The sequence below is a fragment of the Kosakonia sp. SMBL-WEM22 genome (genome assembly GCF_014490785.1).
Classification (GTDB): domain Bacteria; phylum Pseudomonadota; class Gammaproteobacteria; order Enterobacterales; family Enterobacteriaceae; genus Kosakonia.
In genome coordinates, this window is sequence record NZ_CP051488.1 from 2,629,820 (window position 1) to 2,652,261 (window position 22,442).

Genomic DNA, 22,442 nt, shown 5'->3' on the forward strand with positions numbered 1-22,442 from the left:
ATTACAGCCGCGGGCGATATATCAGGAAAATCCCTAATCGACCCGCCTCGCTGCGGCTACAGTTAATGCATCCTTGTCACGAGAGACGCGTCATGAAAACAAAAATAACTCTGCTGTGCGGCTGGATGCTGCTCTGCGGCGCGCAGGCCAGCGCCGCTCCCCTTTTTGCTTTGCAATCCCCGGCCTTTGCCGACAACGCGATGATGGAGAAGAAATTCGCCGGTAACGCCAGCAATAACCCCAACTGCACCGGCGAAAACCTCTCTCCGGCGCTGGTGTGGAGTAACGCCCCGACCAACACGCAGAGTTTTGCGCTGATCGTCCACGACCCGGAAGGTGCACGCGGGCTAGGCGTGACACACCTGGTGGCCTATAACATCGCGCCGTCGAGCGCGGGCTTTGCGCAGAACGCGCTGCGCGATGGCAAAGGCTTTACCGGCGGCAAAAACACACCCGGCAATTTTCGCTGGCATGGCCCCTGTCCACCGCCGGGCAGCGGCGCACATCACTACACCTTCACTCTCATCGCCACCTCGCTGCCGCCAACTTTAGAGGAGGGGCTGACCCGCGAAGAGCTCTTCAGCAAGCTTAAGGGCAATACGCTTGCTGCCGCCGGGCTGATTGGCCGCTTCGGGCAGTGATTTTACCTTTGCGCCGCCCGCGCGGCGCAGTAGCATAGCCCTTTTCGCTACGATTAATCGAAGGAGTGACAATGCAAAACGTTGTGATCATCGCCAATGGTGCGGCGTACGGAAGTGAATCGCTGTTTAACAGCCTACGGCTGGCGATTGCCCTGCGCGAGCAGGAGGAGCCGATCGCGCTGAAGCTGTTTTTAATGTCCGATGCGGTAACCGCCGGGCTGCGCGGCCAGAAGCCCGCCGAGGGGTATAACATTCAGCAGATGCTGGAGATCCTCACCGCCCAGGGCGTGCCGGTGAAGCTGTGCAAGACTTGCGCCGATGGCCGCGGCGTCAGCGCCCTGCCGCTGGTTGAGGGCGTGGAGATCGGTACTCTTGTCGAGCTGGCGCAGTGGACGCTGGCGGCAGACAAAGTGTTAACTTTCTAATAGAACGGCGAGTTTAATACAATTTACTTATGGATGGCTCTGCGTCATCAAGTTTGCCTGCTGTGTTGCCGATAGCCACTTAAGACAAACACAGCAGGTACAATAAAAATGTTCACATCCATAAAAGCCCGGATTATGGCGGCGACGGCAGGTTGTCTCACTGTCGCCTTGCTGCTCAACACCATCATCAACTACCAGGTTACGCGCCAGCACAACCAGCAAACCCAGCAGGATATTCTCTCCAGCACCCGCGACAGCCATGGCATTGCCATTGCCGACTGGGTCGCCAGCAAAACCGCGATGATCGCCTCTCTGCAAAGCGTGGCCTTAACGGACGATCCGGTACCGGTATTTGCCCAAATCGCCCGCGCCGGCGGGTTTATCAACGTCTACGTTGGCTATGCCAGCAAAACTGCGAAGTTCTCCGATCCCGGCGGCGTCCCGGCGGATTACGATCCGACCATTCGCCCCTGGTATCAGCAGGCAGTGAAAGCCGATGCGCCAGTGGTTACTGCCCCCTATGTTGATGCCAGCACCGGGCAGCTGGTGGTGACCTTTGCCGTACCGGTAAAAGAGAACGGCACGCTGAGAGGCGTCGTCGCTGGCGACGTCTCAATGGCGAGCGTAGTCGCCAACGTGCGCGGTATCAGCCCGACGCCGCATAGCGGCGGTATGCTGCTTGCCAGCGATGGCTCGGTGATTGCCGCTGCCGATGAAAAGCTGACGATGAAACCCTTCTCTGATGCCATCCACGGCGTCTCCTTTGCTGAACTGAGCAGCGGAAAAACCGTCTCTGGCGAGTATGCTGGTGATGAGAAGTCGCTGTTAGCCAGCCGGGTGAAAGGAACCGACTGGCTGCTGGTGGTCGCCCTCGATGGGGATGACGCTACCGCCGGTCTGCGCGCGCAGTTAAAAGCCTCCGCCGTGTCGCTGATTGTGCTGGTGATTATTGCCGGGGCATTGATGCAGTGGATGGTCGCAGCGCTGCTTAAACGCCTGGTGGTGATCCGCGATGCGATGAACGCCATCAGCAGTGGCACTAACGATCTCTCCCAGCGCTTGCCGGAGAGCGGTAACGATGAAGTAGCGCAGATCGCCCACGCCTTTAACGCCTTCAGCGACAAGCTGGCGGTGGTGATGGTGAAACTGCGCGACTCCACCCACTCGGTGCAGCTGGCCGCGCAGGAGATTGCCGCCGGGAACCAGGATCTCTCCGGGCGCACGGAGCAGGCAGCATCAAGCCTGCGTGAAACCGCCAGTGCCGTGGAGCAGATCACCGCCTCGGTGGCGCAATCGACCGATGCGGCAGCGCAGGCCAATACCCAGGCGCATGTCGCCTCCGAAGCCGCCTCCCGCGGCGGCCAGGTAGTGACGCAGGCTATTAACACCATGCACTCAATTGAAGTCGCCTCGGCGAAGATTGGCGATATCACCAGCGTTATTGACGCCATCGCCTTCCAGACCAATATCCTCGCGCTTAACGCCTCGGTAGAAGCGGCGCGCGCCGGTGAACAGGGGCGCGGCTTTGCGGTAGTCGCGGGCGAAGTGCGCAATCTCGCCAGCCGCAGCGCGCAGGCGGCGAAGGAGATTAAAACGCTGATTGACTCCACCACCGACAGCGTCGCCACCGGCTCGCGCTATGTGCGGCTGGCCGGCGACAGCATGACCGATATTGCCACCAGCATCGACAGCGTATCGGTGATTATGCGTGAGATCACTGTCGCCACCAGCGAGCAGATGAAAGGTATTCAGGAGATCAATCACGCGGTGATCAATCTGGACCGCATGGTGCAGCAGAACGCCGAGCTGGTCGTCGAATCAACCGCCGCAGCCGGGGCACTGCGCGCGCAGGCGGGGGAACTTGCCGATACCGCCGGACATTTCCGCATTTAATCTTTTACCGGCGCGTTTGAACTGCGGTTTTGCGCGCCGGATCTCCCCCCTTGCCGCAGATTGTTATTTTTGTTTAATCCTTACGTCATTTGTTGATCAAAATCAGCATCTGGCTAACGGTCGTTTGGTGTGATGCAGGGAGTGTTTTGTGAACAACATCACGCAGGGATGGCGTTATTCAAATGACGGGGTTAAAAAATGGCGGTAGTAAAAGCAAGTTTAAAACTGTTTGGCGGGGATACGGTGGTGGTTCGCTGTTCTGAAAAGTGTCATATCCATCTGATGTGTGAAAAGAGCCGCAAGCCGGATGCGCAGGCGGATATTCTGAGTGTCCAGAACCGCGCCAGCGCCTATCTTTCGGTGCCTTATAGCGGCATCTGGAGCGTACTGATCGACAGCCACAGCCAGTCGCTGGAGCACTCGATCAGCTACGTTGCGGCGTAAAGTCACCCTTAGCAGGCAAAACCAGGTACCATTTCCGGGCCTGGTTTATCCCCCTCCAGTAGCAGACGCACTCTTCCCACCAGCTCATTCAGGCAGTCATCGTGCATGCCGAGCTTAATCAGCTCCTGCTCAAGGGAGAAGAGGTACTGGGCATTGGTACCAAGCGGGCCGCTGGCGGCAGCAATCAGTGGCGCGATGGTTTGCGCGCGGGTATCAGACTCATAGAGCGGGTGGCGCGGATCCATAATAAATACCAGCGCATTAACCACGCGGCCATCGTCGAGTGAGAGTTTGCACCAGCTCGGCAGATAGCAGCCGGTGATCATCTCCCGTTTCCACAGCAGCGTGAGATCGTCGTGCAGGCTCTCTTCCGACAGCCGGTAAGCCACGCCGGTGGTGCGTCCGCCCTCTTTTAGTGCAAGCATGCGTCCTGGCTGGCACGCAGTACCGCGTCCGGCCGTCAGGCGCAAACAGAAGGCGCGATGCCAGCCGACCAGCGTCCCAGGGCAGGATTCGTCGAACTCCAGCGCCGGGTTCCACATCAGCGAACCGTAACCAAAAATCCACACCGGGCCATCATCCGGCCGACAGGCCAGCGTCGCCGCCAGCGAGGACGCCCGCTGCTCAGCCGACCACAACAACGACTCTTCTATATCGCCAAACGCCGTTTTGCAATCGGCCGCTCGCAAGAAATCACGCGTTAACATCTTCTACCTCCGCCACTGCCTGCGTCCTTGCGACTGCTTTACTGCTGCCTTCCCGACATACGCTGCCGTATCAACGCAGCGCTATACGACGATATGCAATTCACGCGCCGCATGCAACAGCATCAATCCATCGAATAAAGCTATATATGGCGAAGGTGGCGCTGCTATGCGCTACTTCTTCTTATGCCACTTATCGTCATCCCCCTTTTCATACTCATTTTTAACCGCCGCCCAGGCGACGCGGTGCGCCGTCTCTTCCCGGCTGGCATCGCCACGGCGGTCATCTTTATCTTTATATTGATCCCAGGCGCTGTTAAACGCCTCTTTATAGATCTCCTGCGCATGGGCAGGGAGAACGTGCTGTACGCTGTCGGGTAGCTCAGATTTTGCTTTATATGGCACTTTTCTGCTCCTTCTTGGGCTAAAAGCTTAAGTCTGGTCGACAACCTCCTTCTGCGCCAGGCAAAGAGGATAAATGTCTTTTTTAGATGATTATCTTTATGTTTATATTGCACTATTATCAGAAAATATTATTTTTTAAGCCTTACTAACAAAAAATATTTTACCGCCGTAAAAATAGGTAAAAATGACCACGTAAAGACCACTTTTTTGCTATTTTAATCACCTTTCGTTCTTTATCTATACTTCAACAACACTGCACTCTGAGGAGAATCATAATGACAACAACCCACGAGGCGGTTAAAACCCGCCACAAGGAGACCACGCTCATTTTCCCGGTGCTGGCGCTGGCCGTGCTGCTCTTCTGGGGAAGCTCGCAGTCACTGCCGGCGATAGTCGGTATCAACGTGCTGGCGCTGGTGGGGATTTTAGCCAGCGCCTTTAGCGTGGTGCGCCACGCTGACGTTCTTGCCCATCGTCTGGGCGAACCTTTCGGCTCGTTAATTCTGAGCCTCTCCGTGGTTATTCTTGAAGTAAGTCTCATCTCTGCACTGATGGCGACCGGTGATGCCGCGCCGACGCTGATGCGCGATACGCTCTACTCCATCATCATGATTGTGACCGGCGGGCTGGTCGGTTTCTCGCTGCTGCTGGGTGGGCGTAAATTCGCCACGCAGTATGTCAATCTGTTTGGCATCAAGCAGTATCTGATCGCCCTCTTTCCGCTGGCGATTATTGTGCTGGTCTTTCCGATGGCGCTGCCGGAAGCGAACTTCACTATCGGCCAGGCGCTGCTGGTGGCGCTCATTTCGGCGGCGATGTATGGCGTGTTTCTGCTCATCCAGACCAAAACTCATCAGAGCCTGTTTGTCTATGAGCATGAAGATGACGGCGACGATGACGATCCGCACCACGGTAAGCCGTCGGCGCACGGCAATCTCTGGCATACCGCGTGGCTGATTGTGCATCTGATTGCGGTGATTGCGGTGACCAAAATGAACGCGCAGCCGCTGGAAGTGCTGCTGACGGAAGTGAATGCACCGGTGGCGTTTACCGGCTTCCTCGTTGCGCTGCTGATCCTCTCACCGGAAGGGCTTGGGGCGCTAAAAGCGGTGCTGAACAATCAGGTGCAGCGCGCGATGAATCTCTTCTTCGGTTCGGTGCTGGCGACCATCTCGCTGACCGTACCGGTGGTCACGCTGATTGCCTGGCTCACCGATAATAAGCTGGTGTTCGGCCTTGATGCGCCGGAGATGATTGTGATGGTAGCGTCACTGATGCTCTGCCAGATCTCCTTCTCAACCGGGCGCACCAATGTACTTAACGGCGCGGCGCATCTGGCGCTGTTTGCCGCCTATCTGATGACCATCTTTGCCTGAGTGATGCAGAGACAAAAAACCCCGCTTTCGCGGGGTTTTTCTTTTTATGCTTCAGTGTTGAGTTCGTCGAAGCTTTTGACCAGGTCGTCAATCGCTTTGATCTGCTGCAGGAAAGGCTCAAGCTTCGCCAGCGGCAGTGCAGATGGGCCATCGCACTTGGCGTTATCCGGGTCCGGGTGCGCTTCAATAAACAGACCGGCAAGACCGGTTGCCATGCCCGCGCGCGCCAGCTCGGCGACCTGGCCACGACGGCCACCGGAAGCGGCACCAAACGGGTCGCGACACTGCAGCGCGTGGGTGACGTCAAAGATCACCGGCGAGTTGTTGGAAACTTTTTTCATCACGCTGAAGCCGAGCATGTCGACCACCAGGTTGTCATAACCGAAGTTCGCGCCGCGATCGCAGAGGATAACTTTGTCATTACCGCCCTCGATAAATTTGTCGACGATATTGCCCATCTGGCCCGGGCTTACGAACTGCGGTTTTTTGACGTTAATCACTGCGCCGGTTTTCGCCATCGCTTCCACCAGATCGGTCTGGCGAGCGAGGAAGGCCGGAAGCTGGATCACATCCACCACTTCAGAGACCGGCTGCGCCTGGCTCGCTTCGTGTACGTCGGTAATCAGTTTGACGCCGAAGGTCTGCTTCAGCTCCTGGAAAATCTTCATCCCCTCTTCCAGACCCGGCCCGCGATAGGACTTGATGGAGGAGCGGTTGGCTTTATCGAAAGAGGCTTTGAACACGTACGGGATGCCCAGCTTCTGGGTCACGGTCACGTAGTGTTCACAAATGCGCATGGCTAAATCGCGGGATTCCAGCACGTTCATGCCGCCGAACAGCACGAACGGCAGATCGTTCGCCACGTTGATGTCGCCAATGCTGACCACTTTTTGTTTCATAAAATCGCCTTATCGAGTGTGAATGCTTAATGCAGGGTAATCTGTTTATGGGAAATCGTGTTGATCTGCGCGCGGATCATTTCGCTGATCGGATCTTCCGGGCACTGCTCGACGAAGTAGCTTAAGTCATGCAGCGCCACGTGGTCGCAATCCAGCTGCGCATAAATCAGCCCGCGATCGCGGATCTCATACGGATCTTCCGGATTGAACTGCAGTAACGCTTCGCTGGCGCGCAGGGCCAGCTCCATCTGCTGCTCTTCCATCAACGCCGACTTCAGAGTATCCAGCAGTTTGCGGATCACTTCAGCGTTGTCTGCCTCATCAAGGTCTTCGTTAAACAGCTCGGCCACCGGGCTGATATTGCCCTTCAGCCAAACTTCAAGCGTATGTTCGTCCAGCGTGTCGCCATTGAACGGGTTAATCAGCCACATTTCGCCATCCAGCCATTCGCCGCGCAGAATCAGCTGCGTGGGGAAGATGACCGGGGTCAGCGGAATATTGAGCCGCCCGGCAACCCACAGCAGAATCGCCCCCAGCGATACGGCACTGCCCTGGCGGTTCTGCAACACTTTATCCAGCCACAGCGCATCAGAGAGACGGTAGACGCCGCGAGTATCTTTGAATCCCCACTCGCCGTAAAACAGCGCAAGGAGTTCCTCCAGTTGATGCTCCTGAGGCTTTGCCTGACTGATCTCTTCACGGGCAAGCGCGAGCAGATGCTCCAGTTCGTCTTGTACGTATTGTGAAGGAAAATCATCGCGTATCAGCGCGGAAACAAGGATCATCCCGTCGCATAATGGCGCTTTGTTAAATTCGAAATCAGCTAACGACCTCATGTCTTACCCCAGTATCGGTACTTTTGTGGCGGCGAGTTTAATGATGATGTACAGCACCACCAGCCCCAGCATAAAGGCAATAAAACCTGCCTGCTGGCCGCGCGGACGATGTCGCCCGAGCGCAATAAAACCCAAAACGATATAGATGATAACGCCAAACAGCTTTTCAGTCAGCCATGCGCCTTTAACAGTAAAAGGCAAATAGCCGGTCAGGCCTATCAACCCCACGCCGCTTAATAGCAAAATGCTATCGACGATATGCGGTACTACCCGCACCCAACGCGCCTGAAAGCGGGGATTGTTGCTCCAGCGCCACCAGTAACGCAGGGTGAACAGGCTAATGGTCAGCGCCACCGACGTCAAATGTAACGTAATCAGGATGTTAAAGAGGCACATTCCCTGTTGCTCCCGTTACGGCCGCCGTCCCAGTGTCAGGCGTTCGTTATCACCATAATCCCGGCAGGTTTCCACCTGCTGCCAGCCGTAGCGGGCAAAAATCTCGCGCACCGCGGCACCCTGCTGCCAGCCATGCTCCAGCAACAACCAGCCCTGCGGCAGTAAGTAGCGCGGCGCGTCTTTAATCAGCATATGCAGATCCGCAAGGCCGTTATCCGCTGCCACCAGTGCGCTGAGCGGTTCAAAGCGCACATCGCCCTGCGCCAGATGGGGATCCTGCGCATCAATATAGGGCGGGTTGCTGACGATAAGCGAAAAGGCTTGCCCCTCCAGGGCGCTAAACCAGCGGCTCTGCACAATCTCGATATTGCGAATGCCGAGATGGTCGGCGTTACGCTGCGCCAGCGCGACCGCCTCAGGGACGAGATCGACAGCGGTGACCTGGCAATCTGGCCGCTCGCTGGCCAGCGCCAGCGCAATGGCGCCGGTGCCGGTACCTAAATCCAGGATGCGACACGGCGCGGCGGGAAGCCGGGCGAGCGCCTGCTCAACCAGGCATTCCGTATCGGGGCGTGGAATCAGCGTGGCGGGCGAGACAAAGAGCGGCAGCGACCAGAATTCACGCTCGCCAATCAGGTGCGCGACCGGCTCGCCGCGCACACGTCGGGCCAGTAACGCAGCAAGCTGCGCCTGCTGCTCGTCCGCAAGACGCGTTTCCCCGAAGGCGAGAATATAGGTGCGCGCTTTGCCGGTGACAAAGCCGAGCAAAATCTCGGCATCCCGCCGCGGACTCTCGCTTTCGCGCAGCTGGCTTGCGGCCTCACGCAACCACTGTTGAAACTCCATCAATCCTGCTCGGAGAGCGCCGCCAGCTGGTCGGCCTGGTACTCCTGCACGATCGGTTCGATCAGCGCATCGAGCTTGCCTTCCATCACTTCATCCAGGCGGTAGAGCGTCAGGTTGATGCGGTGGTCGGTTACGCGACCCTGCGGGAAGTTATAGGTGCGGTTACGGTCGCTGCGATCGCCGCTGCCGAGCAGGTTACGACGCGTGGAGGCCTCCGTCTGCTGGCGTTTCGCCACTTCGGCAGCGTGGATACGCGCCCCGAGCACGGAGAGCGCTTTGGCTTTGTTTTTATGCTGCGAGCGCTCATCCTGGCACTCCACCACAATCCCGGTTGGCAAGTGGGTAATACGGATCGCTGAATCAGTGGTGTTAACGTGCTGGCCGCCCGCGCCGGAGGAGCGGAAGGTGTCGATACGCAGATCCGCCGGGTTGATATCCGGCAGCTCCGCCTCCGGCAACTCCGGCATCACCGCAACGGTACAGGCGGAGGTGTGAATGCGCCCCTGCGATTCGGTGGCCGGCACGCGCTGCACACGGTGACCGCCCGACTCAAACTTCAGACGGCCATAGACGCCGTCGCCGCTGATTTTGGCAATCACCTCTTTATAACCACCATGTTCGCCTTCATTGGCGCTCATGATCTCGACGCGCCAGCGGCGGGCCTCGGCATAACGGCTGTACATGCGGAACAGATCGCCGGCAAACAGGGCGGCTTCATCCCCGCCGGTACCGGCGCGCACTTCGACAAACGCGTTGCGCTCATCATCAGGATCTTTCGGCAGCAGCAGCACCTGTAAATGCTGTTCAAGCTGCTCGCTTCTCTCTTTTGCGTCGCGTAACTCCTCCTGCGCCATTTCGCGCATTTCGGGGTCGTCGAGCATCATCTGCGCAGTTTCGATATCGTCCTGCGTCTGTCGCCAGTCGGTAAAACAGCGGGAAACGTCGCTCAGCTGCGCATATTCGCGCGACAGGGCGCGGAAGCGATCCTGATCGGCGATGGTTTGCGCGTCACCCAGCAGCGCCTGTACTTCTTCATGGCGTTCATGCAGGGCTTCCAGTTTGGCAACGATAGAAGGCTTCATAGGCGTAAAGGCACCTTTTAGTAATTATCAGGAGTGTGGTGTGCTAATCCAGCCCGAGGCTGTTGCGCAGAATATGCAGGCGATCGTCATCCCCGTCACGGGCGGCCTGCTGAAGAGATTTGGTTGGGGCATGGATTAAACGGTTGGTCAGCTTCCACGCCAGGTCCTGCATAATGGTCTGCGGATCGCCGCCCTGCTCCAGCGCAGCGAGCGCTTTTGCCGTCAGCTCATCGCGAACCTGTTCTGACTGGCTGCGATAGTCCCGAATCGTCTCGCTGGCGCTTTGCGCGCGCAGCCAGGCCATAAATTCGCTGGTCTCCTGGGCGACGATAGTTTCCGCCTGCACCGCCGCGGCTTTGCGCTGCGCCAGGTTGTGCTGAATGATGCTTTGCAGATCGTCGACGCTGTAGAGATAGGCGTTGGCAATTTCGCCCACTTCCGGCTCAACGTCGCGCGGAACGGCAATATCCACCAGCAGCATCGGCTTATTGCGGCGTGCCTTCATCGCCCGCTCGACCATCCCTTTGCCAATAATCGGCAGCGGGCTGGCGGTCGAACTGATAACGATATCGGCATCTTTCAGGCGCTCGTCGATTTCGCTCAGGCCGATCACTTCCGCCCCGACCTCATTCGCCAGCAGCTCCGCACGCTCGCGGGTGCGGTTGGCGATGATCATATTTTGTACTTTGTGCTCACGCAGATGGCGCGCCACCAGCTCAATGGTCTCGCCCGCGCCGACCAGCAGCACGGTAACCGTCGAAAGGGATTCAAAGATCTGCCGCGCGAGGGTACAGGCAGCGAAAGCGACCGACACGGCGCTGGCGCCGATATCGGTTTCCGTGCGCACGCGCTTGGCGACAGAGAAGGATTTCTGGAACATGCGTTCCAGCTCGCTGGCATTCCCGTGACCACGATGGGAGTCGGCATAGGCTTTTTTTACCTGGCCGAGGATCTGCGGCTCGCCGAGCACCAGCGAATCGAGCCCGCTCGCCACGCGCATTAAATGGCTGACGGCGTCGTTATCTTCGTGCCAGTAGAGGCTCTGGCGTACTTCATCTTCACGCAGGTGATGATAATCGCATAGCCAGCGCACCAGCGCTTCCTGTAAGTTCTCCCGCTCTTCGACGCTCAGATAAAGCTCGGTGCGGTTACAGGTTGAGAGCACCACGCCCCCCTGCACCATCGGCTGTGCCAACAGGCTTTCCAGCGCCTGGTCAAGCGTTTCCGGCGAAAACGCAATACGTTCTCGCAACGCAACAGGTGCTGTTTTGTGGTTGATGCCGAGTGCTAAAAGGGTCATGGGCGCGGGAATAGTACCAACGTTGATAAGGTTAGACTGCACGCATCATACAGGATGAGCGGAGTCAATAAAAGGGAGACTATCCTTTCGGAGTAATTGGTCTTTTTATGATTTAAGACAACGTGAACGTAGACGCTCTTTCTGTGCGGCGCTAGCATTAAGCTTCTGTCTGTAAACTGTTACAAGGATTTGTCATCGTTATGATTCTGTCGGATTTCCGCCTCATTCGCCTGCTACCGCTGGCAAGCCTCGTGCTCACTGCTTGTACCCTGACCGCGCCGAAAGGACCGGGCAAAAGCCCCGATGCCCCGCAGTGGCGTCAGCATCAGCAGCAGGTGCGCGACTTACACCAGTATCAGACGCGCGGCGCGTTTGCCTATCTCTCTGATGAGCAAAAAGTTTATGCCCGCTTCTTCTGGCAGCAGACCGGCCAGGACCGCTATCGTTTACTGCTCACCAATCCGCTTGGCAGCACCGAGCTTGAGCTGAAGGCGCAGCCGGGCAACGTTGAGCTGGTGGATAATAAAGGTAAGCACTACACCGCCGACGACGCGGAGGAGATGATTGGCAAACTGACCGGCATGCCGATCCCGCTTAACAGCCTGCGTCAGTGGATCCTTGGCCTGCCGGGCGACGCCACCGATTACAAACTCGACGACCAGTATCGCCTCAGCCAGGTCAACTACAGCCAGGATGGCAAGAGCTGGAAAGTGGTATATGGCGGCTATGACAGCAAAACGCAGCCGGCCCTGCCTTCTAATATGGAGCTGAGCGACGGCAAGCAGCGCATCAAGTTAAAGATGGATAATTGGATCGTTAAATGATGACCTGGCCTGCTCCGGCAAAACTTAACCTCTTTTTATACATCACCGGCCAGCGTGAGGATGGTTACCACACGCTGCAGACGTTGTTCCAGTTTCTCGATTATGGCGACACATTGACCATCGAACCGCGTCATGACGGCAAAATCTGCCTGCTTACGCCGATTGAAGGTGTACCGGATGAGGAGAACCTGATCGTACGCGCGGCCCGTTTGCTGATGACACGCGCCGCCGCGACCGAGCGCCTGCCCGCCGGTAGCGGTGCGGATATCGCCATCGATAAACGTCTGCCGATGGGCGGCGGGCTGGGCGGCGGCTCGTCAAATGCGGCGACGGTGCTGGTGGCGCTTAACCATCTCTGGCAGTGCGGCCTGAGCGTGGATGAGCTGGCGCAGTTGGGTTTGACACTTGGTGCCGATGTGCCGGTGTTTGTGCGCGGCCATGCGGCGTTTGCTGAAGGAGTCGGCGAGCTACTCACACCGGTCGATCCACCCGAAAAATGGTACCTGGTTGCTCACCCCGGCGTCAGCATTCCGACGCCGCTCATCTTTGGCGATCCGGCGCTCCCGCGCAATACGCCTGTCAGGTCAATCAATACGTTACTGAATTGTGAATTCGGCAACGATTGCGAGGTTATCGCAAGAAAACGTTTTCGTGAGGTTGATGCGGCGCTTTCCTGGCTGTTAGAATACGCGCCGTCGCGCCTGACTGGCACAGGAGCCTGTGTCTTTGCCGAATTTGACACCGAATCCTCCGCTCGTCAGGTGCTTGAGCAAGCCCCGGAATGGCTGAACGGTTTTGTCGCGCGAGGCGTCAACCTCTCGCCGCTAGCACAAACCATCGCCGGGCAAGCTGAGTCACAGTGACAACGTCACTTGTTCCAGACGTTGCACTGCGCTCTTTAATACACCGCATGGATAGTTTTTCGCCCTGACCGCACATTTTGGCGTATCCTATCCACCACTGGACGCATGCCTGAGGTTCTTCTCGTGCCTGATATGAAGCTTTTTGCTGGTAACGCCACCCCGGAACTAGCACAACGTATTGCCAACCGCCTGTACACTTCTCTCGGCGACGCCGCCGTAGGTCGCTTTAGCGACGGCGAAGTCAGCGTACAAATCAATGAAAACGTACGCGGTGGTGATATTTTCATCATCCAGTCCACTTGTGCTCCTACAAACGACAACCTGATGGAATTGGTTGTGATGGTCGATGCCCTGCGCCGTGCTTCCGCAGGCCGTATCACCGCCGTTATTCCCTACTTTGGTTACGCCCGTCAGGATCGCCGCGTCCGCTCCGCTCGCGTACCGATTACCGCAAAAGTCGTTGCCGATTTCCTCTCAAGCGTTGGCGTTGACCGCGTCCTCACCGTAGACCTGCATGCTGAACAGATTCAGGGCTTCTTTGATGTACCGGTTGATAACGTGTTCGGCAGCCCGATCCTGCTTGAAGATATGCTGCAGCTGAACCTCGATAACCCGATTGTGGTTTCCCCGGATATTGGCGGCGTGGTTCGCGCACGTGCCATTGCCAAACTGCTGAACGATACCGACATGGCGATCATTGATAAGCGCCGCCCGCGCGCCAACGTTTCTCAGGTGATGCACATCATCGGCGACGTGGCGAACCGCGACTGCGTGCTGGTTGACGATATGATCGACACCGGCGGTACGCTGTGCAAAGCAGCAGAAGCCCTGAAAGAGCGCGGCGCAAAACGCGTCTTCGCTTACGCCACCCACCCGATTTTCTCCGGTAATGCGGTGAATAACCTGCGTAACTCCGTGATTGACGAAGTGGTCGTCTGCGACACCATTCCGCTGAGCGAAGAGATCAGAGCGCTGCCTAACGTACGTACGCTGACGCTTTCTGGCATGCTGGCCGAAGCTATTCGCCGTATCAGCAATGAAGAGTCAATCTCTGCGATGTTCGAACATTAATCGATGCTGCATACCAAACCCGCTCCGGCGGGTTTTTTTAACCCTCTATTTTATTTGTATGATTTATTAATTAGTTAGACTACGCTTCGCAAAAGAGTGACTCCTGTGAAAACGTTACTTTCGCCCCACATCATGCCGTTCCGCGCGCTGATTGATGCCTGCTGGAAAGAGAAATATACCGCAGCCCGCTTTACCCGCGATTTGATCGCTGGCGTGACCGTGGGCATCATCGCCATTCCACTGGCGATGGCACTGGCAATTGGCAGCGGCGTCGCGCCGCAGTACGGTTTATACACTGCCGCCGTTGCAGGCATTGTGATTGCGCTGTGCGGCGGGTCGCGCTACAGCGTCTCCGGCCCGACAGCCGCCTTTGTCGTGATCCTCTACCCGGTTTCGCAGCAGTTTGGCCTCGGCGGCCTGCTGGTGGCGACGCTGATGTCCGGGGTATTCCTGATCCTTTTCGGTCTGGCGCGTTTTGGTCGCCTGATTGAGTACATCCCGCTCTCCGTGACGCTCGGGTTTACCTCCGGGATCGGCATTACCATCGGTACCATGCAGATCAAAGATTTCCTCGGCCTGCAAATAGCCCATGTGCCGGAGCATTACCTGCAAAAAGTGGGCGCGCTGGTGATGGCGCTGCCGACCATCAATCCGGGCGATGCCGCCATCGGCGTGGTCACGCTCGGTACGCTGATCCTCTGGCCGCGTCTGCGTTTGCGCGTACCGGGGCATCTGCCAGCGCTGCTGGCCGGTTGTGCGGTAATGGGCGTGGTCAACCTGCTCGGCGGCCATGTCGCCACTATCGGGTCACAGTTTCATTACCTGCTGGCTGACGGCAGCGAGGGCAACGGCATTCCGCAACTACTGCCGCAGCTGGTACTGCCGTGGGATCTTCCCGGCTCAACTTTCACGCTGAGCTGGGACTCCCTGCGCGCGCTACTACCCGCGGCATTTTCGATGGCAATGCTTGGCGCGATTGAATCCCTGCTCTGCGCGGTGGTGCTCGACGGCATGACCGGCACCAAGCATAAAGCCAACAGTGAGCTGATTGGTCAGGGGATGGGCAATATTGTCACGCCCTTCTTTGGCGGCATTACGGCTACCGCGGCGATTGCCCGCTCGGCGGCAAACGTGCGCGCCGGTGCCACGTCACCCATTTCTGCGGTGATCCACTCCCTGCTGGTGATCATGGCGCTGCTGGTGCTGGCTCCCCTGCTCTCCTGGCTGCCGCTCTCGGCGATGGCCGCACTGCTGCTGATGGTCGCGTGGAACATGAGTGAGGCGCATAAGGTGGTCGATCTACTGCGCCGCGCGCCAGCCGATGACATTGTAGTGATGCTGATCTGCATGTCGCTGACGGTGCTGTTTGATATGGTGATTGCTATCAGCGTCGGCATTGTCCTCGCCTCGCTGCTGTTTATGCGCCGCATCGCGCGCATGACGCGTCTTGCGGCGGTGAATGTCAGCGTGCCGGATGACGTGCTGGTGCTGAGGGTGATCGGCCCGCTCTTTTTCGCGGCAGCAGAGGGGCTGTTCAGCGATCTGGAGACGCGCATCGCCGGAAAACGCATTGTGGTTCTGAAGTGGGACGCAGTGCCGGTGCTGGACGCCGGTGGGCTTGATGCCTTCCGCCGTTTCGTCAGCCGCCTGCCGGAGGGCACGGAGCTGCGCGTCAGCAACCTGGAGTTTCAGCCGCTGCGCACCTTTGCCCGCGCCGGTATTCAACCGATCCCTGGCAAGCTGGCCTTCTTCCCCAACCGCGATGCGGCGTTAGCCGATCTGTGATCCCGGCGCGCCGAAGCGGGCGCGCATCATCACTTCGATTGCCCGCTGGAGCCACTGCAGCACCGCGGGCGTCATCCATGTTCCCTTCATCAGATGCGGCTCCTGCGCCATCGCCGTGCGAAACTTCTGCTGCGTCTGCGGATCGCGCCCGGCATAAGACTGAAACAGCTCCAGCCAGTTTGCCGCCAGCGATTGCGCCTCATCACTTTGCGGATCAAGCGCGCGGCGACTGGCATCGTGCAGCTTTGCCACCAGCGCGGGCCACTCCATCATGCGGTCAAAGTAGTGCGCGCGGGTGAAGGCCATCTCCTCGGGCGTTAAGTAGCGCTGCCAGATAGCCAACTTGCTCTCGGCGAAACTGCGGGTGATGTACTCGGTCATCGCAGGCGTAATGCCGGTCTGCTCACGCATCTGCGGTTCGGCGCTGTGCATCTCATTAAGGCGCGTTAAAAACTCCGGCTTGTTGGCCGTATCCTGCTCGAGGCGCGTCATCCAGCGGGTTGCCAGATCCATCGCCCGGGCATCATCCGCGGTCACGTGATTGGCCATCAGGGTTTGTGCTTCGCCAACCAGCGCCGCCCAGACGCGGTCACGCGCCTCATCCCGCGCGGCAAACGGTAACTCATCTAACTCTTGCGGCGTAAACCAACGATCGTACATTTTCATTAACTCCAGTGTCTGTAGCCAGGACTCCAGGTCGGGCTCCGCGCCGCGGGCAAGACCATCCCGTAAATCGACAAGGCGATCGCGCAGGGTTACGATATCGCGCACCTGCCTGTCGAGCCGGGTAATCTGGTCATTTAATAATTCAGCCAGCGGACGCGTTTCCCGCGCCAGGTAGTCACCAATTGCCGCCAGTTCCATCCCCGATTTTGCCAGCGCCTGAATCATCTGCAGGCGCTTCACATCAGCAAGGTTATAGAGCCGGTAACCGGCGGCGCTTCGGGCAGAAGGCAGCAGCAAGCCAATGTGCTCATAATGATGAAGGGTACGAACGCTAATGCCCGCGCGCCGCGCCAGCTCACCTACCTGAATTAACATCACTGCTCCTTTCGTGCTCTACAGACGTCACTTTCGTGCCTCACGTTACGTGAGGGTCAAGCAAAAGACCAAAAAAAAACGGCTCCCGCAGGAGCCGTTATCGAAATCAGTGCTGATTAGCCGTGGTTTTGCCGGTCGCGACGGCAGCGTTTGTCATAGTGGCGCACCCACCAGTATTTGTCGCACACCTCTTCATGGCCGCTGACGCGCGCGCCTGCCAGCCAGAGCACCGCGCCAAGGAAGATGCTGAGCACCGCGCCATGGGCGAAAAACTGTGGCAGGTTAATCTGCGGAAGCTGGTTGAGAACCGAATAACCGACGCCGACAACCATCACAATTAACCCCAACCCCATGAGCGCATTGCCGAGTAACGACGCGTTTCTACGTTTCATGTGTCACCTCCGAACAAGTGGGTTGGATGGGATATCCCCAATCCTTGTGTGCAAAGTATAGACAGCGCCCTTTTTACCGGGTGCGGGCAGGATCACAATTACACATATCCGCCTAACATAAATTTACATATAACCTCATGAACTAATTGAAATTCGAATGATTGATCTGAGTAACTACTTTCCAGAAACATGCCAGAAGATGGGAAAATTTTGTCATCGCGCGTCGCTCGACGTAAACTACGCGCCGGACATTGACCTGGTCAGGAAAAGAAAGTGACGATTAAACTGATTGTCGGGCTGGCAAACCCCGGCGCGGAGTATGCCGCGACACGCCACAACGCTGGCGCATGGTATGTAGATTTACTGGCGGAGCGCGCCCGTGCGCCATTGCGCGAAGAGCCAAAGTTCTTTGGTTTTACCTCGCGCATTCAGCTGGCGGGCGAAGATGTGCGCCTGCTGGTGCCCACGACATTTATGAACCTGAGCGGTAAAGCCGTGGCGGCGATGGCGACTTTTTACCGTATCAACCCCGATGAGATCCTCGTGGCGCACGATGAACTCGACCTGCCACCAGGGGTGGCAAAGTTTAAGCTCGGCGGCGGCCACGGCGGCCATAACGGCCTGAAAGATATCATCAGCAAACTGGGTAATAACCCCAATTTTCACCGCTTACGCATCGGAATCGGCCATCCGGGCGATAAAAATAAAGTTGTCGGTTTTGTGTTGGGTAAACCGCCGGTCTCAGAACAGACGCTGATCGATGATGCGGTAGACGAAGCGGCGCGTTGTACCGAAGTGTGGCTGAAAGAGGGGCTGACCAAAGCGACTAATCGCCTGCACGCTTTTAAGGCGCAGTAAGCGCGCGCAGCGCCTTTTTTGCCGCGCGTTACATTGGTTATGTGTATACTAGGCGAAGTTTTTCACTTTTCAACAATCTGTTTTCTATAACGGGTTGATTATCAAGAGATTAAGGTAATTACATCATGGGATTCAAATGCGGTATCGTTGGTCTGCCTAACGTAGGTAAATCCACCCTGTTCAACGCGCTCACTAAAGCGGGTATCGAAGCGGCGAACTTCCCCTTCTGTACCATTGAGCCGAACACCGGTGTCGTACCGATGCCCGATCCGCGTCTCGATAAGCTGGCGGAAATTGTTAAACCGCAGCGCGTCCTGCCGACCACCATGGAGTTCGTTGATATCGCCGGTCTGGTAAAAGGCGCGTCCAAAGGCGAAGGCCTCGGCAACCAGTTCCTGACTAACATCCGTGAAACCGAAGCGATCGGTCACGTGGTGCGCTGCTTCGAGAATGACAACATCATTCACGTTAACAACAAGGTCGATCCGGCTGACGATATTGACGTTATCAACACCGAGCTGGCGCTGGCGGATCTGGATACCTGCGAACGTGCAATCCACCGCGTGCAGAAGAGAGCCAAAGGCGGCGATAAAGATGCGAAAGCTGAACTCTCCGCGCTGGAAAAATGCCTGCCGCAGCTGGAAAACGCCGGTATGCTGCGCTCACTGGATCTCTCTGCTGAAGAGAAAGCGGCTATCCGCTACCTGAGTTTCCTGACGCTAAAACCGACCATGTACATTGCTAACGTCAATGAAGATGGCTTCGAGAACAACCCGTATCTCGACACCGTGCGCGAAATCGCCGCCAAAGAGGGTTCCGTGGTGGTTGCCGTTTGCGCTTCCGTTGAGTCTGACATTGCCGAACTGGACGATGCCGACCGTGAAGAGTTTATGGCCGAGCTGGGTCTGGAAGAGCCGGGCCTGAACCGCGTGATCCGCGCCGGTTATGAGCTGCTGAACCTGCAAACCTACTTCACCGCTGGCGTGAAAGAGGTACGCGCATGGACGATTCCTGTCGGCGCAACCGCTCCGCAGGCAGCCGGTAAAATCCACACCGATTTCGAGAAAGGCTTTATCCGCGCGCAGACCATCGCCTACGAAGATTTCATCACCTATAAAGGTGAGCAAGGCGCGAAAGAAGCCGGCAAAATGCGTTCCGAAGGCAAAGAGTACATCGTTAAAGATGGCGACGTGATGAACTTCCTGTTCAACGTCTAAATACGCTTTATTGTCTCATGAGATGTCCGAACATCGCATGAAACTCAAAAAACCCCAAAAAATCCACGCTATTGCGTGGATTTTTTATTGCACATCGTCTCATATGATCTCATGAAAGCGCAGTCTAAAATGAGTACATAGATGACTACAATCCGTGTCCATTATCATTTCAGGCGAGTGCAAGAAATAGACAAGAACTCGCCAGGCTCACTGATACGCAATGCCGCACTGCTAAGCCGAAAGAAAAACTCTATCGACTCAATGACTTCAATGGTCTCTGCCCCGAAGTGAAACCAATGGTAAAAAGGCATGGCGCTATCGGTTTAAACTCAACGACACAGGCTCGTCAGTTAGATAAGATCCGCAAGGTCAATGACGCATCTAACACCTTTGAGCTGATTGCCAAAGAGTGGTTGCAGATGAAAGACAGGGCCGAAATCACCAAAACACGCCGACTGGATATGCTTGAACGTGTGGTTTTCCCGGCAATCGGTAAGCTCCCTGTCAGAGAGATAACTCCACATCACATAGTTAAAATTCTTCAGGAAACCGCTACACGCGGCGCTCCGACTGTTGCTGCTGAAGCCTGACGTACCATTTCATCGGTTTTCGAGTTGGCAGTGGCAACGCTTAAAGCTGACAGCGATCCTGTCTGGCCTGTACGCAAGCCGCATCCGGCGAATAACACACAGCACAAACAGGCATTGAATCCATAGCAAATCGGGAAGCTATTAATCTGTTTTGATAACAGTCGCGGCTCATATCAGGTTAACTATTGCATGTGGCTAATGAGGTGGACGCTGGCGCGGCCAGCCGAAGTCACCGAAGCTGAATGGGCAGAATTCGATCTCGAAAAGGCACTATGGACCATTCCGGCGACGCGCATGAAAGCTCGTAGGGAACATGTTATTCCCCTCCCCTCTCAAGCCGTCAACATGCTCAGAACGCTACAGGGATTAACCGGGCATCGACACCATCTCTTTCCGGGCCGTGATAACCCGTGTGGCCCGATGACATCACACTCGCTGCGTCAGCACCTTAAAAGCCTCGGCTGGAGCGGAACTTTCTAGAGTTTTCAGGTTTTTTGTTCATCACGCGTAGCCATATATTAAAAGCCCTGCTGGACCCCTTCCCACTTAATGCCCTCCCTTCCAAAAACCTTCTGTGTACAGCATGCAAATCCAACGAATGTCTGCTTAGTGCCAAAAGCGAGCAGCACCATGACATTCATGATATGTCTGCTAATATGCGGACGTGTACTGTGGCTTCTAAGTGATGCTGAGATGACTAAAATAACCATTCATATTCTTAATGCTCAGAAAAAACTTACCGCTCACGCTGAATGGCTTCAGACCACCCTCGCCAGCACCTACGCAAAAGCCAAAAGGCTGATGCCGCTTCCTCCACTGGATGTGGTGGTGAAAGCCGGGACGTCTGTTATCCCTGAAAAAGGGCATGCCGGTTTTTGTCCTGAAGCTGGCGTTGTCTACATAACTGTCGATCCTGAAAATAATGCATTCTGCAAAAACTATGCGCACTCTATTGAACGTATGTTTGCTCATGAACTGCACCATGCTGCGAGGTGGGAAGGACCTGGGTATGGCTTAACGTTAGGGGAGGCTTTAGTCTCTGAGGGGCTGGCCGGGCATTTTGCTCTTGAGCTTTTTGGAGGTGAACCTGAACTCTGGGAAAGGCTCCGCTCAGATATAGTCAAGCCTTACACTTCACAACTGCACGACAGCTGGCAACGCACTGACTATGACCACAATGCCTGGTTTTTCGGAACCGGAGATTTGCCAAGGTGGCTGGGATATACCGCCGGGTTCAACCTGATATCCAGATATCTTGCAGTATCCCCACATTTGAAAGCCTCAATGCTGGCGAACATAAATGCTGAGGAATTTAAGCATTTTATATAGAGTTTAGATTCCTCATTTTTTAAAGCCCTTCTTCTGCTCATGAGCGGAAGCTGAATGGTCCGCTCATCGCGGAGGTTAAGCAAGCACAAGGATTAACCAGGCAGTTCTCATTTATCCTTGGCCGTCAAATCTGGAATAGCACGGTAATGCGCTTTGCATTTCAGGTTTGGCTCCGTTTGACGCAGCGGCTTTACATAAAGGCATTGCTTCAGCGTCCTGTCAAACACAGAGTAATTGTAGATGAGGGCTTTTCAGCAGTCTCTTTCCACAAGTGTGATAAAAATTTGTAACGCTGAAGCCCAGAAAATCCGACGGTCAGAAAATATTTCAGTGTTCAGGAGTTGTCAGGCAAAAGAGCCATAATATGTTCTGCTATGCCCTCGGCGATCTTCCGGACCTGGGTTCCCCTTGAGCGCCATTCATCCTTTACCGTGCCAAGATAAGCGTCTCTTGCATGAGAAATCAGCGCTATTGCATCAGTATCCAAACGCGAAATTGCCCATTCGGCAGCAACATCTTTTGGCACGAACTCTCCAGTGGCCAACGTTCGCCACATCCGCGTGAGGGTTAAGAGAACATTTCGCTCATCGCCTTCCAGCGAGCAAAGAAGCGCGGGAAGCGCGTCCTCAATAGCTCGACGCGTGTCCGCATCCGGGATAACCGGCAGCAAGCTTGACGGGATCGGTCCGAACATCGTTCTCGCTTCCTGGCGTGCCTGTGCAAGAAGTAAAGTAAGCTCGGGATCAGATACTGGCTCCGGTACTTCACCTGCCTCGAAGCCTTCCCGCAACCATTCGCCATAAACGAACTCGCTGCGAGCTGGATAATAGGGTGTCCTGAGATCGGCCCAATGAAAGACAGTCACCTCAAGAGGACGCCGGCCGTTGTTGTCGACGGGGTAACGGCCGGAAATCTTCATTAACTCGCTCACAAGGAATCTGCGCTCCGCATATGTCATGGCCTGACTGACAACCACAATTACATCTACGTCGCTATTTGGGCGAAGACCACCAGTCACCGCTGAACCATGTAAATATACACCGAGGAGTGACGTCTCAAAGCAAATCTCAATAACTGAAAGTGCTCGGACTGCTTCAAAGGGCATTTCGATTTGATCGATTTTCATAGCCCTTTAATACTAAAATCAAGGTGCCTTGTCTTCTGTAAACTTCAAGCGCAATTGTCTTCACGACGGATTTTTTATTAATTTCTGCAAAAAAATCTG

23 protein-coding genes and 1 pseudogene are annotated in these 22,442 nt (G+C 56.1%); 13 read left to right on the forward strand and 11 right to left on the reverse strand.

Going from position 1 to position 22,442, the window contains the following annotated elements; all coding sequences use genetic code 11:
* Positions 1-125: 125 nt before the first annotated feature.
* The 4 genes from HF650_RS12440 to HF650_RS12455 all read left to right on the forward strand — a co-directional run bounded on the left by HF650_RS12440 (position 126) and on the right by HF650_RS12455 (position 3,403).
* Positions 126-641 (forward strand): YbhB/YbcL family Raf kinase inhibitor-like protein, encoded by a 516-nt coding sequence (locus tag HF650_RS12440; protein ID WP_223284324.1) that lies wholly within the window; start codon positions 126-128, stop codon positions 639-641.
* A 71-nt stretch (positions 642-712) separates the two neighbouring features.
* The gene (locus tag HF650_RS12445) at positions 713-1,066 is read left to right on the forward strand and encodes a DsrE/DsrF/TusD sulfur relay family protein (RefSeq protein WP_187798945.1); all 354 of its coding nucleotides are present in this window, start codon (positions 713-715) and stop codon (positions 1,064-1,066) included.
* A 108-nt stretch (positions 1,067-1,174) separates the two neighbouring features.
* Entirely contained in the window at positions 1,175-2,959 is a 1,785-nt protein-coding gene (locus HF650_RS12450) for a methyl-accepting chemotaxis protein (protein ID WP_187798946.1), read from the forward strand.
* 198 nt (positions 2,960-3,157) lie between these two features.
* A complete protein-coding gene (locus HF650_RS12455) occupies positions 3,158-3,403 on the forward strand; it encodes a DUF1883 domain-containing protein (RefSeq protein ID WP_187798947.1) in 246 nt (81 codons plus the stop codon).
* A gap of 8 nt (positions 3,404-3,411) precedes the next feature.
* Here the strand turns inward: HF650_RS12455 and HF650_RS12460 are convergent, their stop codons facing one another.
* Together HF650_RS12460 and chaB are read right to left on the reverse strand one after the other, a co-directional pair.
* Positions 3,412-4,110, reverse strand: coding sequence for a gamma-glutamylcyclotransferase (locus tag HF650_RS12460; protein ID WP_187798948.1), 699 nt, complete (start codon positions 4,108-4,110; stop codon positions 3,412-3,414).
* A gap of 171 nt (positions 4,111-4,281) precedes the next feature.
* Complete coding sequence (gene chaB, locus HF650_RS12465) at positions 4,282-4,512, reverse strand: putative cation transport regulator ChaB (protein ID WP_023478915.1); 231 nt, start codon at positions 4,510-4,512, stop codon at positions 4,282-4,284.
* Positions 4,513-4,787: 275 nt separating this feature from the next.
* Here chaB and chaA point away from each other — a divergent pair, with 275 nt between their 5' ends.
* Positions 4,788-5,888 (forward strand): sodium-potassium/proton antiporter ChaA, encoded by a 1,101-nt coding sequence (chaA, locus tag HF650_RS12470; protein ID WP_187798949.1) that lies wholly within the window; start codon positions 4,788-4,790, stop codon positions 5,886-5,888.
* A 44-nt stretch (positions 5,889-5,932) separates the two neighbouring features.
* Here the strand turns inward: chaA and kdsA are convergent, their stop codons facing one another.
* Genes kdsA through hemA form a run of 6 tightly spaced genes read right to left on the reverse strand, consistent with a single transcriptional unit; the run spans position 5,933 to position 11,247 of the window.
* On the reverse strand, positions 5,933-6,787 hold the full coding sequence (gene kdsA / locus HF650_RS12475) for a 3-deoxy-8-phosphooctulonate synthase (RefSeq protein WP_187798950.1): 855 nt from the start codon (positions 6,785-6,787) through the stop codon (positions 5,933-5,935).
* 26 nt (positions 6,788-6,813) lie between these two features.
* Entirely contained in the window at positions 6,814-7,623 is an 810-nt protein-coding gene (gene sirB1 / locus HF650_RS12480) for an invasion regulator SirB1 (RefSeq protein ID WP_187798951.1), read from the reverse strand.
* 3 nt (positions 7,624-7,626) lie between these two features.
* Positions 7,627-8,019, reverse strand: a complete 393-nt coding sequence (gene sirB2, locus HF650_RS12485; protein ID WP_187798952.1) for an invasion regulator SirB2 — start codon at positions 8,017-8,019, stop codon at positions 7,627-7,629.
* A gap of 15 nt (positions 8,020-8,034) precedes the next feature.
* Positions 8,035-8,865 (reverse strand): peptide chain release factor N(5)-glutamine methyltransferase, encoded by an 831-nt coding sequence (prmC, locus tag HF650_RS12490; RefSeq protein ID WP_187798953.1) that lies wholly within the window; start codon positions 8,863-8,865, stop codon positions 8,035-8,037.
* A complete protein-coding gene (gene prfA / locus HF650_RS12495) occupies positions 8,865-9,947 on the reverse strand; it encodes a peptide chain release factor 1 (RefSeq protein WP_187798954.1) in 1,083 nt (360 codons plus the stop codon). The genes prmC and prfA overlap by 1 nt, the downstream gene beginning before the upstream one ends.
* A 43-nt stretch (positions 9,948-9,990) precedes the next feature.
* A complete protein-coding gene (gene hemA / locus HF650_RS12500; protein WP_023478633.1) occupies positions 9,991-11,247 on the reverse strand; it encodes a glutamyl-tRNA reductase in 1,257 nt (418 codons plus the stop codon).
* Between the two features lie 200 nt (positions 11,248-11,447).
* Between hemA and lolB the strand changes: the two genes are divergently transcribed.
* The 4 genes from lolB (at position 11,448) to dauA (ending at position 15,790) form a co-directional block, all read left to right on the forward strand.
* Positions 11,448-12,071, forward strand: a complete 624-nt coding sequence (gene lolB / locus HF650_RS12505) for a lipoprotein insertase outer membrane protein LolB (RefSeq protein ID WP_023478783.1) — start codon at positions 11,448-11,450, stop codon at positions 12,069-12,071.
* Positions 12,068-12,934, forward strand: coding sequence for a 4-(cytidine 5'-diphospho)-2-C-methyl-D-erythritol kinase (gene ispE / locus HF650_RS12510; RefSeq protein WP_187798955.1), 867 nt, complete (start codon positions 12,068-12,070; stop codon positions 12,932-12,934). Before lolB ends, ispE begins: the two co-directional genes overlap by 4 nt.
* 123 nt (positions 12,935-13,057) lie before the next feature.
* Positions 13,058-14,005, forward strand: a complete 948-nt coding sequence (gene prs / locus HF650_RS12515; RefSeq protein WP_187798956.1) for a ribose-phosphate diphosphokinase — start codon at positions 13,058-13,060, stop codon at positions 14,003-14,005.
* Positions 14,006-14,137: 132 nt separating this feature from the next.
* Positions 14,138-15,790: a C4-dicarboxylic acid transporter DauA gene (gene dauA, locus HF650_RS12520; protein WP_187802677.1), complete on the forward strand. Its 1,653-nt coding sequence runs from the start codon at positions 14,138-14,140 to the stop codon at positions 15,788-15,790.
* Here the strand turns inward: dauA and HF650_RS12525 are convergent.
* Together HF650_RS12525 and ychH are read right to left on the reverse strand one after the other, a co-directional pair.
* Complete coding sequence (locus tag HF650_RS12525; protein ID WP_187798957.1) at positions 15,776-16,831, reverse strand: MerR family transcriptional regulator; 1,056 nt, start codon at positions 16,829-16,831, stop codon at positions 15,776-15,778. The genes dauA and HF650_RS12525 overlap by 15 nt on opposite strands.
* Before the next feature lie 116 nt (positions 16,832-16,947).
* On the reverse strand, positions 16,948-17,223 hold the full coding sequence (gene ychH, locus HF650_RS12530; protein WP_042711688.1) for a stress-induced protein YchH: 276 nt from the start codon (positions 17,221-17,223) through the stop codon (positions 16,948-16,950).
* 273 nt (positions 17,224-17,496) lie between these two features.
* On the opposite strand from ychH, the gene pth reads away from it, so the two are divergent.
* The 4 genes and pseudogenes from pth (at position 17,497) to HF650_RS12550 (ending at position 21,217) form a co-directional block, all read left to right on the forward strand.
* Positions 17,497-18,081 carry an aminoacyl-tRNA hydrolase gene (gene pth / locus HF650_RS12535; protein ID WP_187798958.1) on the forward strand — a complete coding sequence of 195 codons (585 nt, stop codon included), beginning with the start codon at positions 17,497-17,499 and terminating at the stop codon, positions 18,079-18,081.
* A gap of 125 nt (positions 18,082-18,206) precedes the next feature.
* On the forward strand, positions 18,207-19,298 hold the full coding sequence (gene ychF / locus HF650_RS12540) for a redox-regulated ATPase YchF (RefSeq protein ID WP_187798959.1): 1,092 nt from the start codon (positions 18,207-18,209) through the stop codon (positions 19,296-19,298).
* Positions 19,299-19,504: 206 nt separating this feature from the next.
* Positions 19,505-20,365 (forward strand): annotated as a pseudogene (locus HF650_RS12545) (tyrosine-type recombinase/integrase); the annotation flags it as partial.
* Between the two features lie 216 nt (positions 20,366-20,581).
* The gene (locus HF650_RS12550) at positions 20,582-21,217 is read left to right on the forward strand and encodes a DUF2268 domain-containing putative Zn-dependent protease (RefSeq protein ID WP_187798960.1); all 636 of its coding nucleotides are present in this window, start codon (positions 20,582-20,584) and stop codon (positions 21,215-21,217) included.
* Between the two features lie 334 nt (positions 21,218-21,551).
* On the opposite strand, the gene HF650_RS12555 is transcribed toward HF650_RS12550, so the two are convergent.
* Entirely contained in the window at positions 21,552-22,343 is a 792-nt protein-coding gene (locus HF650_RS12555) for an aminoglycoside adenylyltransferase family protein (protein WP_187798961.1), read from the reverse strand.
* Between the last annotated feature and the right edge of the window lie 99 nt (positions 22,344-22,442).

Bases quoted from the DNA above. Each gene is read 5' to 3' on its own strand.
- ychF (WP_187798959.1), top strand. From the start codon at position 18,207: ATGGGATTCAAATGCGGTATCGTTGGTCTGCCTAACGTAGGTAAATCC.
- HF650_RS12550 (WP_187798960.1), top strand. From the start codon at position 20,582: ATGACTAAAATAACCATTCATATTCTTAATGCTCAGAAAAAACTTACC.
- HF650_RS12455 (WP_187798947.1), top strand. From the start codon at position 3,158: ATGGCGGTAGTAAAAGCAAGTTTAAAACTGTTTGGCGGGGATACGGTG.
- dauA (WP_187802677.1), top strand. From the start codon at position 14,138: ATGCCGTTCCGCGCGCTGATTGATGCCTGCTGGAAAGAGAAATATACC.
- HF650_RS12440 (WP_223284324.1), top strand. From the start codon at position 126: ATGCTGCTCTGCGGCGCGCAGGCCAGCGCCGCTCCCCTTTTTGCTTTG.
- ychH (WP_042711688.1), bottom strand. From the start codon at position 17,223: ATGAAACGTAGAAACGCGTCGTTACTCGGCAATGCGCTCATGGGGTTG.
- ispE (WP_187798955.1), top strand. From the start codon at position 12,068: ATGATGACCTGGCCTGCTCCGGCAAAACTTAACCTCTTTTTATACATC.
- hemA (WP_023478633.1), bottom strand. From the start codon at position 11,247: ATGACCCTTTTAGCACTCGGCATCAACCACAAAACAGCACCTGTTGCG.
- prmC (WP_187798953.1), bottom strand. From the start codon at position 8,865: ATGGAGTTTCAACAGTGGTTGCGTGAGGCCGCAAGCCAGCTGCGCGAA.
- HF650_RS12525 (WP_187798957.1), bottom strand. From the start codon at position 16,831: ATGTTAATTCAGGTAGGTGAGCTGGCGCGGCGCGCGGGCATTAGCGTT.
- sirB2 (WP_187798952.1), bottom strand. From the start codon at position 8,019: ATGTGCCTCTTTAACATCCTGATTACGTTACATTTGACGTCGGTGGCG.
- HF650_RS12555 (WP_187798961.1), bottom strand. From the start codon at position 22,343: ATGAAAATCGATCAAATCGAAATGCCCTTTGAAGCAGTCCGAGCACTT.
- chaA (WP_187798949.1), top strand. From the start codon at position 4,788: ATGACAACAACCCACGAGGCGGTTAAAACCCGCCACAAGGAGACCACG.
- prfA (WP_187798954.1), bottom strand. From the start codon at position 9,947: ATGAAGCCTTCTATCGTTGCCAAACTGGAAGCCCTGCATGAACGCCAT.
- HF650_RS12460 (WP_187798948.1), bottom strand. From the start codon at position 4,110: ATGTTAACGCGTGATTTCTTGCGAGCGGCCGATTGCAAAACGGCGTTT.
- HF650_RS12445 (WP_187798945.1), top strand. From the start codon at position 713: ATGCAAAACGTTGTGATCATCGCCAATGGTGCGGCGTACGGAAGTGAA.
- kdsA (WP_187798950.1), bottom strand. From the start codon at position 6,787: ATGAAACAAAAAGTGGTCAGCATTGGCGACATCAACGTGGCGAACGAT.
- sirB1 (WP_187798951.1), bottom strand. From the start codon at position 7,623: ATGAGGTCGTTAGCTGATTTCGAATTTAACAAAGCGCCATTATGCGAC.
- lolB (WP_023478783.1), top strand. From the start codon at position 11,448: ATGATTCTGTCGGATTTCCGCCTCATTCGCCTGCTACCGCTGGCAAGC.
- HF650_RS12450 (WP_187798946.1), top strand. From the start codon at position 1,175: ATGTTCACATCCATAAAAGCCCGGATTATGGCGGCGACGGCAGGTTGT.